The organism is Streptomyces sp. NPDC001020, assembly GCF_053599115.1.
On the sequence record NZ_JBSFLQ010000003.1, the window covers coordinates 1 to 16,686 of the forward strand.

21 protein-coding genes are annotated in these 16,686 nt (G+C 70.8%); 1 reads left to right on the plus strand and 20 read right to left on the minus strand.

Going from position 1 to position 16,686, the window contains the following annotated elements; genetic code table 11:
• Positions 1-131: 131 nt before the first annotated feature.
• The 10 genes from ACWDEX_RS02965 to hisI all read right to left on the minus strand — a co-directional run bounded on the left by ACWDEX_RS02965 (position 132) and on the right by hisI (position 8,114).
• Positions 132-899 carry a DsbA family protein gene (locus tag ACWDEX_RS02965; protein WP_450461643.1) on the minus strand — a complete coding sequence of 256 codons (768 nt, stop codon included), beginning with the start codon at positions 897-899 and terminating at the stop codon, positions 132-134.
• A gap of 120 nt (positions 900-1,019) precedes the next feature.
• A complete protein-coding gene (gene trpA / locus ACWDEX_RS02970) occupies positions 1,020-1,853 on the minus strand; it encodes a tryptophan synthase subunit alpha (protein WP_450461373.1) in 834 nt (277 codons plus the stop codon).
• The gene (gene trpB, locus ACWDEX_RS02975) at positions 1,850-3,136 is read right to left on the minus strand and encodes a tryptophan synthase subunit beta (protein ID WP_450461374.1); all 1,287 of its coding nucleotides are present in this window, start codon (positions 3,134-3,136) and stop codon (positions 1,850-1,852) included. The genes trpA and trpB overlap by 4 nt, the downstream gene beginning before the upstream one ends.
• Before the next feature lie 238 nt (positions 3,137-3,374).
• Positions 3,375-3,584 (minus strand): tryptophan biosynthesis modulator TrpM, encoded by a 210-nt coding sequence (gene trpM / locus ACWDEX_RS02980; protein ID WP_450461375.1) that lies wholly within the window; start codon positions 3,582-3,584, stop codon positions 3,375-3,377.
• 24 nt (positions 3,585-3,608) lie between these two features.
• A complete protein-coding gene (gene trpC / locus ACWDEX_RS02985) occupies positions 3,609-4,418 on the minus strand; it encodes an indole-3-glycerol phosphate synthase TrpC (RefSeq protein WP_450461376.1) in 810 nt (269 codons plus the stop codon).
• Between the two features lie 176 nt (positions 4,419-4,594).
• Positions 4,595-5,041, minus strand: a complete 447-nt coding sequence (locus tag ACWDEX_RS02990) for a DUF2752 domain-containing protein (RefSeq protein WP_450461377.1) — start codon at positions 5,039-5,041, stop codon at positions 4,595-4,597.
• A 104-nt stretch (positions 5,042-5,145) separates the two neighbouring features.
• Complete coding sequence (locus ACWDEX_RS02995) at positions 5,146-5,382, minus strand: HGxxPAAW family protein (RefSeq protein WP_450461378.1); 237 nt, start codon at positions 5,380-5,382, stop codon at positions 5,146-5,148.
• A gap of 116 nt (positions 5,383-5,498) precedes the next feature.
• Positions 5,499-6,137: a TIGR02234 family membrane protein gene (locus ACWDEX_RS03000; RefSeq protein WP_450461644.1), complete on the minus strand. Its 639-nt coding sequence runs from the start codon at positions 6,135-6,137 to the stop codon at positions 5,499-5,501.
• Between the two features lie 73 nt (positions 6,138-6,210).
• The gene (locus tag ACWDEX_RS03005) at positions 6,211-7,704 is read right to left on the minus strand and encodes an anthranilate synthase component I (RefSeq protein WP_450461379.1); all 1,494 of its coding nucleotides are present in this window, start codon (positions 7,702-7,704) and stop codon (positions 6,211-6,213) included.
• An 11-nt stretch (positions 7,705-7,715) separates the two neighbouring features.
• A complete protein-coding gene (gene hisI / locus ACWDEX_RS03010) occupies positions 7,716-8,114 on the minus strand; it encodes a phosphoribosyl-AMP cyclohydrolase (protein ID WP_450461380.1) in 399 nt (132 codons plus the stop codon).
• Positions 8,115-8,196: 82 nt separating this feature from the next.
• Between hisI and ACWDEX_RS03015 the strand changes: the two genes are divergently transcribed.
• Positions 8,197-8,832 (plus strand): TIGR03085 family metal-binding protein, encoded by a 636-nt coding sequence (locus ACWDEX_RS03015; protein ID WP_450461381.1) that lies wholly within the window; start codon positions 8,197-8,199, stop codon positions 8,830-8,832.
• A gap of 9 nt (positions 8,833-8,841) precedes the next feature.
• Here ACWDEX_RS03015 and ACWDEX_RS03020 read toward each other — a convergent pair whose 3' ends face one another.
• The 10 genes from ACWDEX_RS03020 to hisD all read right to left on the minus strand — a co-directional run bounded on the left by ACWDEX_RS03020 (position 8,842) and on the right by hisD (position 16,625).
• The gene (locus ACWDEX_RS03020) at positions 8,842-10,086 is read right to left on the minus strand and encodes an MFS transporter (protein ID WP_450461382.1); all 1,245 of its coding nucleotides are present in this window, start codon (positions 10,084-10,086) and stop codon (positions 8,842-8,844) included.
• A 14-nt stretch (positions 10,087-10,100) separates the two neighbouring features.
• Positions 10,101-10,688 (minus strand): ArsR/SmtB family transcription factor, encoded by a 588-nt coding sequence (locus ACWDEX_RS03025; RefSeq protein ID WP_450461383.1) that lies wholly within the window; start codon positions 10,686-10,688, stop codon positions 10,101-10,103.
• A 159-nt stretch (positions 10,689-10,847) separates the two neighbouring features.
• A complete protein-coding gene (gene hisF / locus ACWDEX_RS03030; protein WP_450461384.1) occupies positions 10,848-11,603 on the minus strand; it encodes an imidazole glycerol phosphate synthase subunit HisF in 756 nt (251 codons plus the stop codon).
• 39 nt (positions 11,604-11,642) lie between these two features.
• Complete coding sequence (locus ACWDEX_RS03035) at positions 11,643-12,035, minus strand: RidA family protein (RefSeq protein ID WP_450461385.1); 393 nt, start codon at positions 12,033-12,035, stop codon at positions 11,643-11,645.
• A 16-nt stretch (positions 12,036-12,051) separates the two neighbouring features.
• A complete protein-coding gene (gene priA, locus ACWDEX_RS03040) occupies positions 12,052-12,774 on the minus strand; it encodes a bifunctional 1-(5-phosphoribosyl)-5-((5-phosphoribosylamino)methylideneamino)imidazole-4-carboxamide isomerase/phosphoribosylanthranilate isomerase PriA (RefSeq protein ID WP_450461386.1) in 723 nt (240 codons plus the stop codon).
• Between the two features lie 3 nt (positions 12,775-12,777).
• Complete coding sequence (gene hisH, locus ACWDEX_RS03045; RefSeq protein ID WP_450461387.1) at positions 12,778-13,428, minus strand: imidazole glycerol phosphate synthase subunit HisH; 651 nt, start codon at positions 13,426-13,428, stop codon at positions 12,778-12,780.
• Positions 13,425-13,589, minus strand: coding sequence for a hypothetical protein (locus tag ACWDEX_RS03050; RefSeq protein ID WP_450461388.1), 165 nt, complete (start codon positions 13,587-13,589; stop codon positions 13,425-13,427). The genes hisH and ACWDEX_RS03050 overlap by 4 nt, the downstream gene beginning before the upstream one ends.
• A 5-nt stretch (positions 13,590-13,594) precedes the next feature.
• Positions 13,595-14,197 carry an imidazoleglycerol-phosphate dehydratase HisB gene (hisB, locus tag ACWDEX_RS03055; RefSeq protein ID WP_450461389.1) on the minus strand — a complete coding sequence of 201 codons (603 nt, stop codon included), beginning with the start codon at positions 14,195-14,197 and terminating at the stop codon, positions 13,595-13,597.
• Complete coding sequence (locus ACWDEX_RS03060) at positions 14,194-15,303, minus strand: histidinol-phosphate transaminase (RefSeq protein ID WP_450461391.1); 1,110 nt, start codon at positions 15,301-15,303, stop codon at positions 14,194-14,196. The genes hisB and ACWDEX_RS03060 overlap by 4 nt, the downstream gene beginning before the upstream one ends.
• Positions 15,300-16,625: a histidinol dehydrogenase gene (hisD, locus tag ACWDEX_RS03065; RefSeq protein WP_450461392.1), complete on the minus strand. Its 1,326-nt coding sequence runs from the start codon at positions 16,623-16,625 to the stop codon at positions 15,300-15,302. Before hisD ends, ACWDEX_RS03060 begins: the two co-directional genes overlap by 4 nt.
• Positions 16,626-16,686: the final 61 nt, after the last annotated feature.

Here is a 16,686-nt window from a genome sequence, read left to right on the forward strand (position 1 = left end):
AAACGCTCGGCTGGGAAACCCCAGCCGAGCGCCTCGCTAAGCTCCTGGCCACAGCCAGTTGATCACCTGTGTTGCAACGACCCCTGGAATTCGCCCACCGGCGCTGGGGGCACCACTGGTCACGGCAGACCTCAGGTCTTGTTCGCCGCCTCCACCATCTGCTTGAGCCGCGCCGGGGTCATCGACTGGTCCGCGTAGATGTTCTTGCCGCCGAAAAGCACCGTCGGCGTGCCTGTGAAGCCGCCGCTCTGGAACGCGCCGTTCGACTTCGTCACCCAGCCGTTGTGCTTGCCGCCCTTGACGCACTTCTGGAACGTCGGCGTGTCGAGACCGCCCACCTTGCCGGCCAGCGCGATCAGCTTGGTGTGATCCGCGAAGGTGTCCGCGGTCTCCTTGGGCTGGTTGTCGTACAGCACGTCGTGGTAGGGCCAGAACTTTCCGGCGTCCTGCGCGCACGCCGCCGCGTTGGCCGCGTGGAGCGAGCCGCTGCCGCCCAGATTCCCGTCGATGAGCGTGACCAGGTGGTACTCGACTCTCAGCTTTCCGGCGTCGACCAGTTCGTGGATCGTCGGGCGGTAGACCGTCTCGAAGGACCGGCACGCCGGGCAGCGGAAGTCCTCCCACACCGTGAGGGTCGACTTGGCGGAGTCCTTGCCGACCGGGATCGCGAGGCCGTCCTTGCCCGTCGCCCCCGAGGGCCCGATGGTGGGGCCGGAGGAGCGGCTCTTGCCGGCGTTCGCCGCCAGGACGCCGCCCACTGTCGCCAGGGCCAGGACACAGACGATCGCGCCCCCTACGATCACCCCCCGCCGGCGCTTCTCCGCGGCCTTCTGCTTCTCGCGCTGCACCGCCAGCCGGTCACGGGCGGCGCGCTTTCCCTCACGGTTCTTCTCGCTCACATCCGGCAGAACGAACCGGGGAGGCACAGCGCGCCTCCCCGGCCCCAGGTCCACCCGTTCGAGTGAGCTATTTGTCCGCCATATCCGGGATTCGCCCGTTCAAGCGAGGATCGAGGGATGTCATGCTCTGCGGCGGACGCCCTCGGCCAGTTCACCCGCCAGCGTCCGTACGGCCTCCAGGCCGGCCTTCTCGTCCGGCGCGTCCAGCATTCGCTTCACGAACGCGGAGCCGACGATCACTCCATCGGCGAAGGCGGCGACCTCGGCGGCCTGCGTGGGGTTGGAGACGCCGAGGCCGACGCAGACCGGCAGCTCGGTGGTCGCCCGGGTGCGGTGCACCAGGTCCTTGGCCTGCGTGCCGACCGTCTCGCGGGTGCCGGTGACACCCATGAGCGAGGCCGCGTAGACGAAACCGGAGCCCGCCGCGGTGATCTCGGCGAGCCGCTCGTCCTTGCTGCTGGGCGCGACCACGAAGACCGTCGCAAGCCCGTGCTTCTCGGCGTGCTCGCGCCACTGGGCGGACTCCTGCACGGGCAGATCCGGCAGGATGCAGCCTGCGCCGCCCGCCTCGGCCAGTTCGGCGGTGAAGCGCTCCACGCCGTAGCGGTCGATCGGATTCCAGTACGTCATCACGAGCACCGGCTTACCGGTCGCCGCGTGCGCCTCGCGGACCGTGCGCATGACGTCGGCGATCCGGACGCCGCCGCGCAGCGCGATGTCGTCGGCGGTCTGGATGACGGGACCGTCGAGGACGGGGTCACTGTGCGGCAGGCCCACCTCCACGACATCGGCGCCGCCGTCGAAGACGGCCTTGATCGCGGCGATGCCGCCGTCGACGGTCGGGAAGCCGGCCGGCAGGTACGCGATGAGTGCGGACCGGCCCTCCGCCTTCGCGGCGGCGAGGGTGTCGGTCAGCAGTCGGACCCTTCCACCGGTCACTGCGGCTGCGCTCACTTGGCGTCTCCCTCGATCTCGGCGGTGTCGCTGTCGGCGTCGGCGGCAACGGACGCGTCGGTGTCGTACAGGCCGAAGTACCGGGCGGCCGTGTCCATGTCCTTGTCACCGCGCCCGGACAGGTTGACGACGATCAGCCCGTCCTTGCCCAGCTCCCGGCCGACTTCCAGGGCGCCGGCGAGCGCGTGGGCGCTCTCGATGGCCGGGATGATGCCCTCGGTGCGGGACAGCAGGCGCAGGGCCTGCATGGCCGCGTCGTCGGTGACCGCGCGGTACTCGCCCCGGCCGCTGTCCTTGAGGTAGGAGTGCTCGGGGCCGATGCCCGGGTAGTCCAGGCCCGCCGAGATCGAGTACGGCTCGGTGATCTGCCCTTCGTCGTCCTGCAGGACGTACGACCGGGAGCCGTGCAGGATCCCGGGTTCACCGGCGGTGAGCGTGGCCGCGTGCTCACCTGTCTCGATGCCGTGGCCCGCGGGCTCGCAGCCGATGAGACGTACGGAGGTGTCGGGAATGAAGGCGTGGAAGAGCCCGATGGCGTTGGAGCCGCCGCCCACACAGGCGATGGCGGCGTCGGGCAGGCGCCCGGTGCGTTCCAGGATCTGTCGCCGCGCCTCCACACCGATCACCCGGTGGAAGTCGCGCACCATGGCCGGGAACGGGTGGGGACCGGCCACGGTGCCGAAGAGGTAGTGGGTGCGGTCGACGTTGGCGACCCAGTCACGGAACGCCTCGTTGATCGCGTCCTTCAGGGTGCGACTGCCGGACTTCACCGCCACGACCTCGGCGCCGAGCATGCGCATGCGGGCCACGTTGAGTGCCTGGCGCTCGGTGTCGATCTCGCCCATGTAGATGGTGCAGTCGAGACCGAAGAGGGCGCAGGCGGTGGCGGTGGCGACGCCGTGCTGGCCGGCGCCGGTCTCCGCGATGACGCGGGTCTTGCCCATGCGCCGGGTGAGCAGGGCCTGACCGAGCACGTTGTTGATCTTGTGGGAGCCGGTGTGGTTCAGGTCCTCCCGCTTCAGGAAGACGCGGGCGCCACCGGCGTGTTCGGCGAACCGCGACACCTCGGTGAGGGCGCTGGGCCGGCCGGTGTAGTGGACGAGCAGATCGCCGAGTTCGCGGGCGAACTCCGGGTCGGCCTTCGCCTTCTCGTACTCGGCGGCGACCTCGTCCACGGCGGCCACGAGGGCCTCCGGGATGAACTTGCCGCCGAACGCGCCGAAGTAGCCTTCGGCGCTGGGCACCTGGCACTCCGGGTCGGGAATGAAGAATTCGCTGGGCATGCGGTTACCTCGCAGGGGCGAAAGCCCCGGGGTCGGTCGGACTGAAGGTGACGTCGATCGCGTGCGCGCGCTGTCCCTGGAGCCTGTCGCCCTGTGGTGTGGTGACCGCTGCGGTCACATGTCGTCGCCGGGATGGCGAACGATCACGGCCGCGGGGACCGACGGTGCCGACCCACGGGAACAGATCGCGTGGGCCCGGCGGCTACAGGTCACCTCGGTCCGACCGGGCACACCCGGGTCAGTCCGTGGCAGGTGACTGGCGCGCACGTGGGCGACGCCATCGCATCCCGTTGACCTGGCCCGGCTCGTCACCGATGACGTACCGCACCCGTCGCCCGTGCACCCGGCGCGCGGGTGCACGGCAGCCACGCGGCCGGCACCCGCGGGCGAGGCGGGCATACGGGTCCCTGGGGTGTGTTTCCCCAGTCGCCACGGTGATCGAAAGCATCTCGTCGTCAACTCTACCGGGGCGTCAGTCCCGGCCGTGCCGCAGTGCCGGGTGTGCGCCGGCCGCGACCAGGTCGGCGACCGCCGTCTTCGGGTCGCGGCCGGTCACCAGCGACTCGCCCACGAGCACGGCGTCGGCGCCGTACTCGGCGTAGGCGATCAGGTCGTGCGGTCCGCGGACCCCGGACTCGGCGACCTTCACGATCGACCCGGGGATCTCGGGGGCGATCCGCTCGAACGTCGAGCGGTCGACCTCAAGGGTCTTGAGGTTCCGGGCGTTGACCCCGATCACCTTCGCTCCGGCGTCCACCGCCCGCTCGACCTCCTCCTCGTCGTGCACCTCGACGAGCGGCGTGAGCCCGATGGACTCGGCGCGCTCGATGAGGGACTCCAGGGCGGGCTGGTCCAGTGCGGCGACGATCAGCAGCGCGAGGTCCGCGCCGTAGGCCCGCGCCTCCCAGAGCTGGTACGAGGTGACGATGAAGTCCTTGCGCAGCACCGGGATGTCGACCCGGGCCCGCACGGCCTCCAGGTCGGCCAGTGAGCCACCGAAGCGACGCCGCTCGGTCAGGACGGAGATGACGGCCGCGCCGCCTGCCTCGTAGTCCGCGGCGAGCCCCGCGGGGTCGGCGATCGCGGCGAGCGCGCCCTTGGACGGGCTGGACCGCTTGACCTCGCAGATCACCTTGACGCCGTCCCCGCGCAGGGCGGCGACACCGTCCTTGGCCGCGGGGGCTTTCGCCGCGCGCTCCTTGAGCTCGTCGAGGCTGACGCGTGCCTGCCGCTCCGCGAGGTCGGCACGGACTCCGTCGATGATCTCGTCGAGCACACTCACGCGAGCGGCCCCCTTCCTGACGGTTGAGGATTCAAGCGGCTCAGTCGGCTGAGCCTCGGTCCGCCGGGAGCGCCCGAACGGACGAAACCGGCGGTCACTGTGATGGTATCCGGAGGAAGGCCTAGGCCTCACATCCGACTGACGCCGACCCCACTACCTGGACGTTCCCGGGCTGATCAAGGGTGCAGCCAGCCACCGAACGGCAGGTTCCGGACAACGGTGAAGGCCAGCAGCAGAGCGCCCAGGTTCCACAGGTGCACCGGCCCGAGGTCGATCCGCAGCGGCCGTCCCCGCATCGCGCGGACCATCCAGACGGTCCACACCATCGCGAAGAGCAGATAGCCGCCGACGGCCACAGCGTTGTCCTGGAGCGCGGCCAGGAAGTCCCCGTGCACGAACGCGTGCGCGCTGCGCAGGCCGCCGCAGCCGGGGCAGAACACGCCGGTGTAGCGCAGCAGCGGGCAGACGGGGTAGTGCCCGGGCTGGTTGGGATCCACCGCCCCGACGTAGGCGAAGGCCCCGAGGACACCTGCGAGCACCCCGGCGGGAACGGCGGTCCGCCTGAGCAGACTGGCCCTGGGGAGCGGGGTCACGCAGCGGGATGCGGGGTTCACGTCTCGCATTCTGCCCGCTTGGTGCCCGGCCCGCCCACCGCGCCCGGGAACACGTGAGGCGGCCCGGGCGCTCACCGCCCCTGGCCGCCTCCCGTACGGATGATGCGGAGGGCTCAGTGCTCCGCGCTCGCGACCTGCTTCAGCAAGTCCCCCTTCTCGCCCTGGCCGTACCCCATCAGGCGCATGACGCCGCCGACGATGGCACCGAGGAGGGTGATCCCCACGCTGATCCAGAAGGGTACGGGCTCGGCCATCACGATGAACGCGCCCGCGGCACAGAAACCGATGAAGGCGATGATGACACCGGTCCAGGCGGCCGGGGTCCGACCGTGGTGGTAGCTGCCCGCCATGACTTGCTCCTCAGTAGCTGTCTGTACGTGTGTGAGTCAGAGGCTCGGCGCCCATTGTCCCGTACCCGCACGCAGGCGGTGACCGCGGGGTCACCCGTCGCGCGCCGGACGGGCGATCACCCGCCCGTGGGGTCCTCGCCCCGGTCGAGCGCCTTCCACAGGTCCTCGGGGCGGTCCGGATCGGCGGGCCCCGTCCGACGCGGCCGCGGGGTGCCGCCTCGTTCGTAGCGGCCGGACATCGCGGGCCACAGCCGTCCGTAGCGCAGGGCGAGCAGTCCGGCGACGAGGATGAGGGCGCCGCCGAGGGCCGCGACGTACGGCCAGGCGGTGTGCGTGAGCGCGGACGCCGTCGCGGCGGTGTCACCGGCTGTCCGCGCCGCCTTCTCGTCGAGCGCCGAGTGGTCGGTGACGCCCTGGAGCGCCGCGGCGATGGTGCCGACGCCGGAGAGTGCGAGCAGTCCGGCGACGAGGACGCGCCCGGCTCTGCGGACGGCGAAGACGGCGACGAGCGCGGCGAGGCCGACTATGGCAAGGGCCGCGGGCACGCCCGTGACGTCGCTGCCCTTGGCGCTGAGCGGGAAGTCGCCGCCGGCCACCGTCACGGTCCCCGCCGACCAGCCCTGCCGGGAGGACAGCAGCGCCACGGCGGAGCCGGCCGCCCCGCACAGCAGGGCGAGGGCGAGGCTGCGGCGGCCGGAGCGGACGGGGGCGGCGGCCTCGGATCGGGTGTCGGGTACGGCAGTCACGTACTCCACTATCGCCCGAACCGCGGACGAACCCTCACCCGGGGGCCCCTGCTGCCTTTTCTCCCGGGTCACGCCGGGTGGCTCATCGACCCAGCCGGTTCGCCGTGTGGACCGCCCGCAGCACCGCCGCCGCCTTGTTGCGGCACTCGTGGTCCTCGGCGACCGGATCGGAGTCGGCGACGACACCGGCGCCCGCCTGGACATAGGCCGTGCCGCCCCGCAGCAGTGCGGTGCGGATGGCGATGGCGGTGTCCGAGTCGCCCGCGAAGTCGAGGTAGCCGACGCAGCCGCCGTACAGCCCCCGCCGGGACGGCTCGAGTTCGTCGATGATCTGCATGGCGCGCGGCTTGGGCGCGCCGGAGAGCGTGCCGGCCGGGAAACAGGACGTCAGGACGTCGAAGGCGGTACGGCCCGGCGCGACCCGGCCCGTCACGGTGGAGACGATGTGCATGACGTGCGAGTACCGCTCGACGGACATGAAGTCGACGACCTCGACCGATCCGGGTGTGCAGACCCGTCCCAGGTCGTTGCGGCCCAGGTCGACGAGCATGAGGTGCTCGGCCCGCTCCTTGGGGTCGGCGAGCAGCTCCTCGGCGAGGGCCTGGTCCTCCTGCGGGGTCGTGCCGCGGTGCCGGGTGCCCGCGATGGGGTGGACCATCGCCCGGCCGTCCTCGACCTTGACCAGCGCTTCCGGGCTGGAGCCGACGACGTCGAAGGCGTCGCCGTCCCCGCAGGGGAAGCGGAACAGGTACATGTACGGGGACGGATTGGTTGCCCGCAGGACCCGGTAGACGTCCAACGCACTTGCCGTGCACGGTGTTTCGAAGCGCTGTGAGGGGACGACCTGGAAGGCCTCGCCCGCGCGGATGCGCTCCTTGACGTCCTCGACGGCGTCCCGGAAGTCCTGGCCGCCCCACCGGGCGGTGTACTCGGGCAGTTCGGAGGGCGGGAGCACGGCGGGCGGCTGGGCGACCGCGCGGGACAGGTCGGCCTCCATCGCGTCCAGGCGGGCCACGGCGTCCGCGTAGGCCTCGTCGACGCCCGTGTCCAGGTCGTTGTGGTTGATCGCGTTGGCGATCAGCAGTACCGAGCCCTCCCAGTGGTCCATGACGGCGAGGTCGCTGGTGAGGAGCATGGTCAGCTCGGGCAGCCGCAGGTCGTCGCGCTCGCCGGGGCCGATCTTCTCCAGGCGGCGCACGATGTCGTAGCCCAGATAGCCGACCATACCGCCGGTGAAGGGCGGCATGCCCTCCTGGTGGGGCGTGTGCAGGGCCTCGATGGTCGCGCGGAGCGTGGCCAGTGGGTCGCCGTCGGCCGGGACGCCGACGGGCGGGGTGCCGAGCCAGTGGGCCTGGCCGTCCTTCTCGGTCAGCGTGGCGGCGCTGCGGACGCCCACGAAGGAGTAACGGGACCAGGTCCTGCCGTTCTCTGCGGACTCCAGCAGGAAGGTGCCGGGGCGTTCCGCGGCGAGCTTGCGGTAGAGCGCGACGGGGGTGTCGCCGTCGGCGAGGAGCTTGCGCGTGACCGGGATGACACGGCGGTCGGTGGCCAGCTTGCGGAACGTCTCGAGGTCCATGGCCGCTGACCTTACTGATCCGCCGGCGCGCCGGGGGCGACGTCCGCGAGCAGCACGTCGGCGTCGAAGCACGTGCGGTCGCCCGTGTGGCAGGCGGCTCCGACCTGGTCGACCTTGACCAGTACGGTGTCGGCGTCGCAGTCCAGGGCGACCGACTTCACGTGCTGGACGTGACCGGAGGTGTCGCCCTTCACCCAGTACTCCTGGCGGCTGCGCGACCAGTACGTGCACCGGCCGGTGGTGAGTGTGCGATGCAGCGCCTCGTCGTCCATCCAGCCGAGCATCAGCACCTCACCGGTGTCGTACTGCTGGGCGATCGCGGGGATCAGCCCGTCGGGGCTGCGCTTGAGGCGTGCCGCGATCTCGGGGGCCAGGCCGCTGGGCGTGCTGGGCGGAGGCGTGCTGGTCATACCGCCCATTGTGCCGCGCCACACCGGTGCGCCTCGCCGCCGTCCAGTGGGCGGACCGTCTCCCCGGTCGTACGCTGACTGCATGTCGACCCATGCCAAGCGTGAACGGCTTCTCCTCGCTGATCTGTTGGAGGCCGCCGGCCCGGACGCCCCCACTCTGTGCGAGGGCTGGACCACCCATGACCTCGCCGCGCACGTGGTGGTGCGCGAGCGCCGCCCGGACGCGGCCGGAGGTCTCCTCATCAAGCAGCTCGCGTCGCGCCTGGAGCGGGTGATGGCCGAGTTCGCCGCCAAGCCGTACGAGGAGCTGATCCAGCTCATCCGTACGGGCCCGCCGCGTTTCTCACCGTTCACGCTGAAGCAGATCGACGAGATGTCGAACACCGTCGAGTTCTACGTCCACACCGAGGATGTGCGCCGGGCGCAGCCCGGCTGGACGCCGCGCCAGCTGGACCCGGTGTTCCAGGACGCGCTGTGGTCGCGGTTGGAACGCATGGCCCGGCTGACCGGCCGCCGCGCGCCCGCGGGCCTGGTGCTGCGTCGTCCGGACGGACAGACGGCGGTGGCGCACCGGGGCGCGCCGGTGGTGACGGTGACCGGCGAGCCCTCGGAACTGCTGATGTTCGCGCTCGGGCGGCAGGGGGCGGCGGACGTGGAACTGGAGGGCGACGAGGACGCCGTCACGAAGGCGCGGGAGACGAAGGAACTGGGCTTCTGAGCGGTCCGTTCATCGGGGAAGTTCGGCGCGGCGCAGGTCTCGGACCACCAGCGCGACGACCCCGCCCAGCCCGCAGACGGCCGCACTGACGACGAACACGGGGCCGGTGCCCCAGGCTCCGATGGCGGCTGCGGACAGCGGCATGCTGAGCGGCGCGAAGCCGAGGCTGACGAGGCTCGAGACCGCGGTCACGCGTCCCAGGTAGGCGGGGTCGGTCTGGGTCTGGAGCAGCGCCCCGCACAGGGCGCCGCTCAGGCCGGCGAGGAGGCCGACGGCCATGGCCACCACGACGGCGGTGACGACTCCTGGGGCGTAGGCGAGGGCGCCGATCGCGACGGAGCCCGCGAGGATCGTGCCCGCCATCACCCGTCCCGCGTGCGGCAGCCGTCCGCGCACGGCGAGCAGCAGGGATGCGGCACCCGCCCCGGTGCCGAATCCCGCCAGAACCCAGCCCATGCCGGAGGCGCCCCAGCCGCGCTCGTCGGCCAGCAGGGTCAGGCCCACGTTGAGCGGGCCGACGAAGCCGAGGTCCCCCAGGGCGATGGCCAGCATCAGCGGGGCGAGGACGCGGTGGTGCCGGATGTATCCCAAGCCCGCCGCGAGGTCGCGCCAGGCGGTCTTCTCGCGGGAGCGGTTCTCGTCCGCGGGCAGCTCGCGCAGGCGGAGGGAGACGAGCAGCGGCACCGACACGGCGATCAGCGCTCCGGCGATCGCGAAGGCGGCAGCGGCGCCGCCCAACGCGACACCGAGCCCGCCGAGCGGAGCGCCGACAACGCTCGCGAACCGGATTGCCAGACCCCGCATGCCCTGCACCCGGGCGAGCTGGTCCCGGCTCGTCACCCGTGCGGGCAGGGCCCCCACGGCGGGCACGAACACCGCGTCGACGGTCCCGAAGAGCAGCGCCAGCAGGGTCAGCGGCCACAGCCCCGGCCCGGTCAGGAACAGCAGGGCCGCCACCGCGAGAACGGCCACGCAGCGCACCGCGTCGCTGCCGATGACGACCTTCCGCGGCCCGAACCGGTCGGCGACCACTCCCCCGCCCAGCATCAGCAGTGCCCTGGGCAGGGCACTGACCGCCGTCACGATTCCGGCCTGCGCGGGCGTTCCGGCGCTGACGGCCGCCCAGGAGAGGGCGAGGTAGTAGACGTTGTCGCCGACCATCGACGCGGTGTAGGCGGAGAGCCAGCGCAGGACGTTGCCGTCACGGTGGGCGGGGCGCTTCACGGCGGCCGGAGGTAAAGCGGTGGTGGCCACGGGGGCGGGTCCTCTCAGACGCGGAACGGGAATCCGTAGGTGTGCAGGGCCACGTTCTCGCGCCCCTCGGTGTCGCCGGCGGCCTCACGGGCGCGCCCCTGTTCGTCGTATCTCTTCAGCAGGTCCAGCAACTCCCGCTTCAGCTCTGACAGTTCGGGAGCGGTCAGCCGCAACAGCGACTCGGAGTCGTGCGCGGCCTCGTTCCAGTCGGCTCCCCAGTGGGCGCGTTCGTCGAGAAAGGCGCGGTACATGTCGGCACGCTGGTCCAGGAACAGCCGTGAGGCGGCAAGGTGCGCCATCACCTTCTCCGGCGCGTCCCGGAAGTCCTCGTCCCGGATGATCACCCCCTGCGAAGCGGGCTGCCACCAGCGCTCCCGGCCGTCCTCACTGCGCGGCTCGGCCTCCTCGACCAGCCCGTGCTCGGCGAGCTTGCGCAAGTGGTAGCTGACCAGGGAGACGGCCTCGTCCACCTGCTCGGCGAGCTGGGACGCGGTCGCCGCCTCGGCCACGAACAGCAGTCGGTAGAGCTTCATGCGCAGCGGATGACCCAGCGCCTTGAGCGTGCCCAGATCGGTGACCCTGCGGTTCTCCTTGCTTGCCATGCACACGACCCTAGATACGAAAGGAAAGTTGCACAACAAATTTTGCGCAACTTCTCTTTCGTATCTGCCTGGAACTTCGTATCAGCGGACCCGCGCCCACACACAGCAGAGCCCCGGTCACCCGCCAAGGGGCAACCGGGGCTCAAGCCGAGCGCAGCCTCACCGCACCGGGTGGCCCGCCTCCCGCAGCGTCTGCTTCACCTCGCCGATCCGCAGGTCCCCGAAGTGGAACACCGACGCCGCCAGCACCGCGTCCGCGCCCGCCTCGATCGCCGGGGGGAAGTCGGTCAGCTTGCCCGCGCCGCCGGACGCGATGACAGGGACCGTCACGTGCTTGCGTACAGCCGTGATCATCTCCAGGTCGTAGCCGTCCTTGGTGCCGTCCGCGTCCATGGAGTTGAGCAGGATCTCGCCGGCGCCCAGCTCGGCCGCCCGGTGCGCCCACTCCACCGCGTCCATGCCGGTGCCGCGGCGGCCGCCGTGGGTGGTCACCTCGAAGTTCCCGGACTCGGTCCGGCGCGCGTCCACCGAGAGCACCAGCACCTGACGGCCGAAGCGCTCGGCGATCTCCCGGATCAGGTCGGGGCGGGCGATCGCGGCCGTGTTGACGCCCACCTTGTCGGCGCCCGCCCGCAGCAGCCGGTCCACGTCCTCGGCCGTACGGACGCCGCCGCCGACCGTGAGCGGGATGAACACCTGCTCGGCGGTGCGGCGCACCACGTCGTAGGTCGTCTCGCGGTTGCCCGAGGACGCGGTGATGTCCAGGAACGTCAGCTCGTCGGCGCCCTCGGCGTCGTACACCTTGGCCATCTCGACGGGGTCACCCGCGTCGCGCAGGTTCTGGAAGTTGACGCCCTTGACGACCCGGCCGTTGTCCACGTCCAGGCAGGGGATGACTCGGACCGCCAGGGTCATGAATCCACGGCTCCTTACACTGCTCACTGCCCCGGGGCACTAGCCCCTGAAGGCTTCCAGTTCCACTTCGACCAGGATGCGCGGGTCGACGAAACCCTCCACGACCAGCAAGGTCCCGGCGGGGCGCACCGAGTCGAACAGTTCGTTGTGGGCCCGGCCCACCTCGTCGACGTCCCGCGTATGGGCCAGGTACATCCGGGTCCGGATCACGGACTCGACACCGAGCCCGAACTCGCCGATCGCCTCGATCGCGCTGGTGAGGGCCACCTTGGCCTGCTCGTACGGGTCACCTTCGCCGTACAGCACATCGCCCTTGAAGGCGTTCGTGCCGCCCACCAGGACGCGATCGCCCGCCGCGACGGCGCGCGCGAACCCGAAGGTCTCCTCCCAGGGACTTTCGCTCTGCACGCGCCGTACGGCTTCGGACGTCATGACACTGTGTCCTTTTTCAAGACGTAGCCTCCAAGGCCTCTTCCAGGGTGAATGCCTTCGCGTACAGGGCCTTCCCGACGATGGCGCCCTCGACACCGAGCGGTACCAGTTCTGCGATCGCCCGCAGGTCATCGAGCGAGGAGACTCCGCCGGAGGCGACCACTGGACGGTCCGTCGCGGCGCAGACGTTCTTCAACAGCTGGAGGTTCGGGCCCTGGAGCGTGCCGTCCTTGGCGATGTCCGTGACGACGTACCGCGCGCAGCCCTCCTTGTCGAGACGGTCCAGCGTCTCGTAGAGGTCGCCGCCGTCGCGGGTCCAGCCGCGGCCGCGCAGGGTCGTGCCACGTACGTCGAGACCGACCGCGATCCTGTCGCCGTACTCGGCGATGACCCTGGCGACCCACTCGGGGCTCTCCAGGGCGGCCGTGCCGAGGTTCACGCGCGTGCAGCCGGTGGCCAGGGCGGCGGCCAGGGTGTCGTCGTCCCGGATGCCGCCGGACAGCTCCACCTTGATGTCCATCGCCCCGGCGACCTCGGCGATGAGCGCCCGGTTGTCACCGGTTCCGAACGCGGCGTCCAGGTCGACCAGGTGCAGCCACTCGGCGCCCGCCCGCTGCCAGGCGAGGGCGGCTTCCAGGGGAGAGCCGTACGAGGTCTCCGTGCCGGACTCGCCGTGCACGAGACGGACGGCCTGGCCGTCGCGGACGTCGACGGCGGGGAGGAGTTCGAGCTTGGCCATGGTCTACAGGGTTCCGATCCAGTTGGTGAGCAGCTGCGCTCCGGCGTCGCCGGACTTCTCGGGGTGGAACTGCGTGGCCCACAGGGCGCCGTTCTCCACGGCCGCCACGAAGGGCTTGCCGTGCGTCGCCCAGGTCACCTTGGGGGCCTGCATCAGTGGGCTGTGCGTCTCCATCTGCCAGTCGTGGACGGCGTAGGAGTGGACGAAGTAGAAGCGCGCGTCCGCGTCCAGACCGGCGAACAGTTCGGATCCCGCCGGTGCCTCGACGGTGTTCCAGCCCATGTGGGGCACGATGTCGGCCTGGAGCGGCCCGACCGTGCCGGGCCACTCGTCGAGGCCCTCGCTCTCCACACCGTGCTCGATGCCGCGGCCGAACAGGATCTGCATGCCGACGCAGATGCCCATCACCGGCCGCCCGCCGGCCAGGCGGCGCTCGATGATCCAGTCGCCGCGCGCCTGCCTCAGTCCCTGCATGCAGGCGGCGAAGGCGCCGACACCGGGCACCAGCAGGCCGTCGGCGTTCATGGCCTGGTCGTAGTCGCGGGTGATCTCGACGTCGGCTCCAGCGTGCGCGAGGGCGCGCTCGGCGGAGCGGACGTTGCCGAAGCCGTAGTCGAAGACCACGACCCGCCGCTTGCTGACCGGGGTGCTCAATTCCACACCTCCAGCCGCAGGACACCCGCGACGAGGCACATCCCCGCGCCGATCGACAGCAGCACGATGAGGCTCCTGGGCATCTTCTGCTTGGCGAAGGAGTAGACACCGCCGGCGAAGAAGAGACCGACGACGATCAGGATGGTGGAGAGACCATTCATGGCTTTTACAGCGCGCCCTTCGTGGAGGGGAGGATACCGACGGCTCGGGGGTCGCGCTCGCTCGCGTAACGCAGGGCCCGCGCGAGGGCCTTGAACTGGCACTCCACGATGTGATGCGCGTTGCGTCCGTACGGCACGTGCACGTGCAGCGCGATCTGGGCCTGGGCGACGAAGGACTCCAGGATGTGCCGGGTCATCGTGGTGTCGTACTCGCCGATCATCGGCGCCATGTTCTCGGGCTCGGTGTGCACGAGGTAGGGACGGCCGGACAGGTCGACGGTGACCTGGGCGAGCGACTCGTCGAGCGGGACGGTGCAGTTGCCGTAGCGGTAGATCCCCACCTTGTCGCCGAGCGCCTGCTTGAAGGCGGCGCCCAGCGCGAGGGCGGTGTCCTCGATGGTGTGGTGCGAGTCGATGTGCAGATCACCCTCGGTCTTCACGGTCAGGTCGAACAGACCGTGGCGGCCGAGCTGGTCCAGCATGTGGTCGTAGAAGCCGACACCCGTCGAGATCTCGGTCCTGCCGGTGCCGTCGAGGTCGATCTCCACGACGACCGATGTCTCCTTGGTCGTCCGCTCGATCCTTCCGATGCGACCCTCGCGAGTCATGCGCTCTGCTCCTTCTTCAACTCACGTACCGCGTCGAGGAACGCGTCGTTCTCCTCCGGGGTTCCGGCGGACACCCGCAGCCACCCCGGTACTCCGTTGTCCCGGACCAGGACGCCCCGGTCGAGAATCGCGCGCCATGCCTCCTGGGCATCGGCGAACCGTCCGAACTGCACGAAGTTCGCGTCGGACGCGGTGACTTCGCAGCCGATCGCCCGCAGTTCGGTGACCAGCCGGTCCCGCTCGGACTTCAGCTGCTCGACGTACTTCAGCAGCGTGTCGGTGTGCTCCAGGGCGGCCAGGGCGGTCGCCTGGGTGATCGCCGACAGGTGATACGGCAGCCGTACGAGCTGGACGGCGTCCACGACGGCGGGGTGCGCGGCGAGGTAACCGAGGCGCAGACCGGCGGCACCGAACGCCTTGGACATGGTCCGCGAGACGACGAGATTCGGCCGACCTTCGATGAGGGGCAGCAGCGAGTCGCCGTGGCTGAACTCGATGTACGCCTCGTCCACGATGACCACCGACGGCTTGGCCGCCTGAGCGGCCTCGTACAGGGCCAGGACCGTCTTCGCGGGTACCGCGTTCCCCGTGGGGTTGTTGGGGGTCGTGATGAAGACGACGTCCGGCCGGTGCTCGGCGATCGCCTGCGTGGCGGCGGCCAGGTCGATCGTGAAGTCCTCGCTGCGCGGACCGGAGATCCAGCCCGTACCCGTGCCGCGCGCGATGAGCGCGTGCATCGAGTACGACGGCTCGAAGCCGATCGCGCTGCGGCCCGGTCCGCCGAAGGTCTGCAGCAACTGCTGGATGACCTCGTTGGAACCGTTGGCCGCCCAGACGTTCGCGGCGGTGACCCGGTGTCCCCCGGTCTTCGTCAGGTACTCGGCGAGCTTGGTGCGCAGTTCGACCGCGTCCCGGTCCGGGTAGCGGTTCAGGCCACGGGCGGCTTCGCGCACACGCTCGGCGATCCGTTCGACCAGCGGTTCGGGCAGCGGGTACGGGTTCTCGTTGGTGTTCAGCCGTACGGGGACGTCCAGTTGAGGGGCGCCGTAGGGAGACTTGCCGCGCAGCTCGCCCCGTACGGGGAGATCGTCGATTCCGAAACTCACTTGCTCTCAGGCACCTTCCAACCGAACCTTGCCTTGATCGCCGCGCCGTGCGCCGGCAGATCCTCCGCCTCCGACAGCGTCACCACGTGATGGGCGACCTCGGCCAGCGCGTCCTTCGTGTAGTCGACGATGTGGATGCCGCGCAGGAAGGACTGGACGGACAGACCGGAGGAGTGGCAGGCGCAGCCGCCGGTCGGCAGCACGTGGTTGGAACCGGCGGCGTAGTCGCCCAGCGAGACCGGCGCCCAGGGGCCGACGAAGATCGCGCCCGCGTTCCGTACCCGGTCGGCCACCGCGACGGCGTCGGCCGTCTGGATCTCCAGGTGCTCGGCGCCGTACGCGTCGACCACCCTGAGGCCCTCGTCGACGCCGTCCACGAGCACGATCGCGGACTGCTTGCCCGCGAGGGCGGGGCGGATCCGGTCCTCGACGTGCTTGGTCGCCTCGACCTGCGGCTGGAGTTCCTTCTCCACCGCGTCGGCCAGCTCGACCGAGTCGGTGACCAGGACGGCGGCCGCCAGCGGGTCGTGCTCGGCCTGGCTGATCAGGTCCGATGCCACGTGCACCGGATCGGCGGTCGCGTCCGCGAGGATCGCGATCTCGGTGGGACCGGCCTCCGTGTCGATGCCGATCCTGCCGGTGAAGTAGCGCTTGGCCGCGGCGACCCAGATGTTGCCGGGGCCGGTGACCATGTTGGCGGGCGGGCAGGACTCGGTGCCGTACGCGAACATCGCGACCGCGGTCGCGCCGCCCGCCGCGTACACCTCGTCGACGCCGAGCAAGGCACAGGCGGCGAGGATCGTCGGGTGCGGCAGGCCGTCGAACTCGGCCTGGGCCGGGGAGGCGAGCGCGATCGACTCGACGCCGGCCTCCTGTGCGGGCACGACGTTCATGATCACGGAGGACGGGTAGACGGACCGGCCGCCGGGCGCGTACAGCCCGACACGCTCGACGGGCACCCACTTCTCGGTGACCGAGCCACCGGGCACGACCTGGGTGGTGTGGGCGGTGCGACGCTGCTCGCGGTGGACGATACGGGCGCGGCGGATGGACTCCTCCAGGGCCGCGCGCACGGCCGGGTCGAGGCCGTCGAGCGCCTTGCTGAGCGCCTCAGCCGGGACCCGTACGGACGTGAGCCGTACGCCGTCGAACTTCTCCGCGAAGTCGATCAGTGCCGCGTCGCCCCGATGATGCACGGCTTCGCAGATCGGACGCACCTTCTCCAGGGCGGCCGATACGTCGAAGTCCGCTCGGGGCAGCAGGTCACGCAGAGCGAGGCCCTCGGGGAGGGCGTCGCCGCGCAGATCGATTCGGGAGATCACAGGGCCAATTCTCGCAGACTGCGCGCAAAGGCCGGACGGCCGTATCAATGGCTGATACGTG

Excerpts from the sequence above, each read along its gene's own strand:
- trpB (WP_450461374.1), bottom strand. The coding sequence starts at position 3,136 with ATGCCCAGCGAATTCTTCATTCCCGACCCGGAGTGCCAGGTGCCCAGC.
- hisF (WP_450461384.1), bottom strand. The coding sequence starts at position 11,603 with ATGACCCTGGCGGTCCGAGTCATCCCCTGCCTGGACGTGGACAACGGC.
- ACWDEX_RS03050 (WP_450461388.1), bottom strand. The coding sequence starts at position 13,589 with ATGAATGGTCTCTCCACCATCCTGATCGTCGTCGGTCTCTTCTTCGCC.
- ACWDEX_RS02990 (WP_450461377.1), bottom strand. The coding sequence starts at position 5,041 with ATGCGAGACGTGAACCCCGCATCCCGCTGCGTGACCCCGCTCCCCAGG.
- ACWDEX_RS02995 (WP_450461378.1), bottom strand. The coding sequence starts at position 5,382 with ATGGCGGGCAGCTACCACCACGGTCGGACCCCGGCCGCCTGGACCGGT.
- hisB (WP_450461389.1), bottom strand. The coding sequence starts at position 14,197 with ATGACTCGCGAGGGTCGCATCGGAAGGATCGAGCGGACGACCAAGGAG.
- ACWDEX_RS03015 (WP_450461381.1), top strand. The coding sequence starts at position 8,197 with ATGTCGACCCATGCCAAGCGTGAACGGCTTCTCCTCGCTGATCTGTTG.
- trpM (WP_450461375.1), bottom strand. The coding sequence starts at position 3,584 with ATGCTTTCGATCACCGTGGCGACTGGGGAAACACACCCCAGGGACCCG.
- priA (WP_450461386.1), bottom strand. The coding sequence starts at position 12,774 with ATGGCCAAGCTCGAACTCCTCCCCGCCGTCGACGTCCGCGACGGCCAG.
- ACWDEX_RS03025 (WP_450461383.1), bottom strand. The coding sequence starts at position 10,688 with ATGGCAAGCAAGGAGAACCGCAGGGTCACCGATCTGGGCACGCTCAAG.
- ACWDEX_RS03005 (WP_450461379.1), bottom strand. The coding sequence starts at position 7,704 with ATGGACCTCGAGACGTTCCGCAAGCTGGCCACCGACCGCCGTGTCATC.
- hisI (WP_450461380.1), bottom strand. The coding sequence starts at position 8,114 with ATGACCAGCACGCCTCCGCCCAGCACGCCCAGCGGCCTGGCCCCCGAG.
- ACWDEX_RS03035 (WP_450461385.1), bottom strand. The coding sequence starts at position 12,035 with ATGACGTCCGAAGCCGTACGGCGCGTGCAGAGCGAAAGTCCCTGGGAG.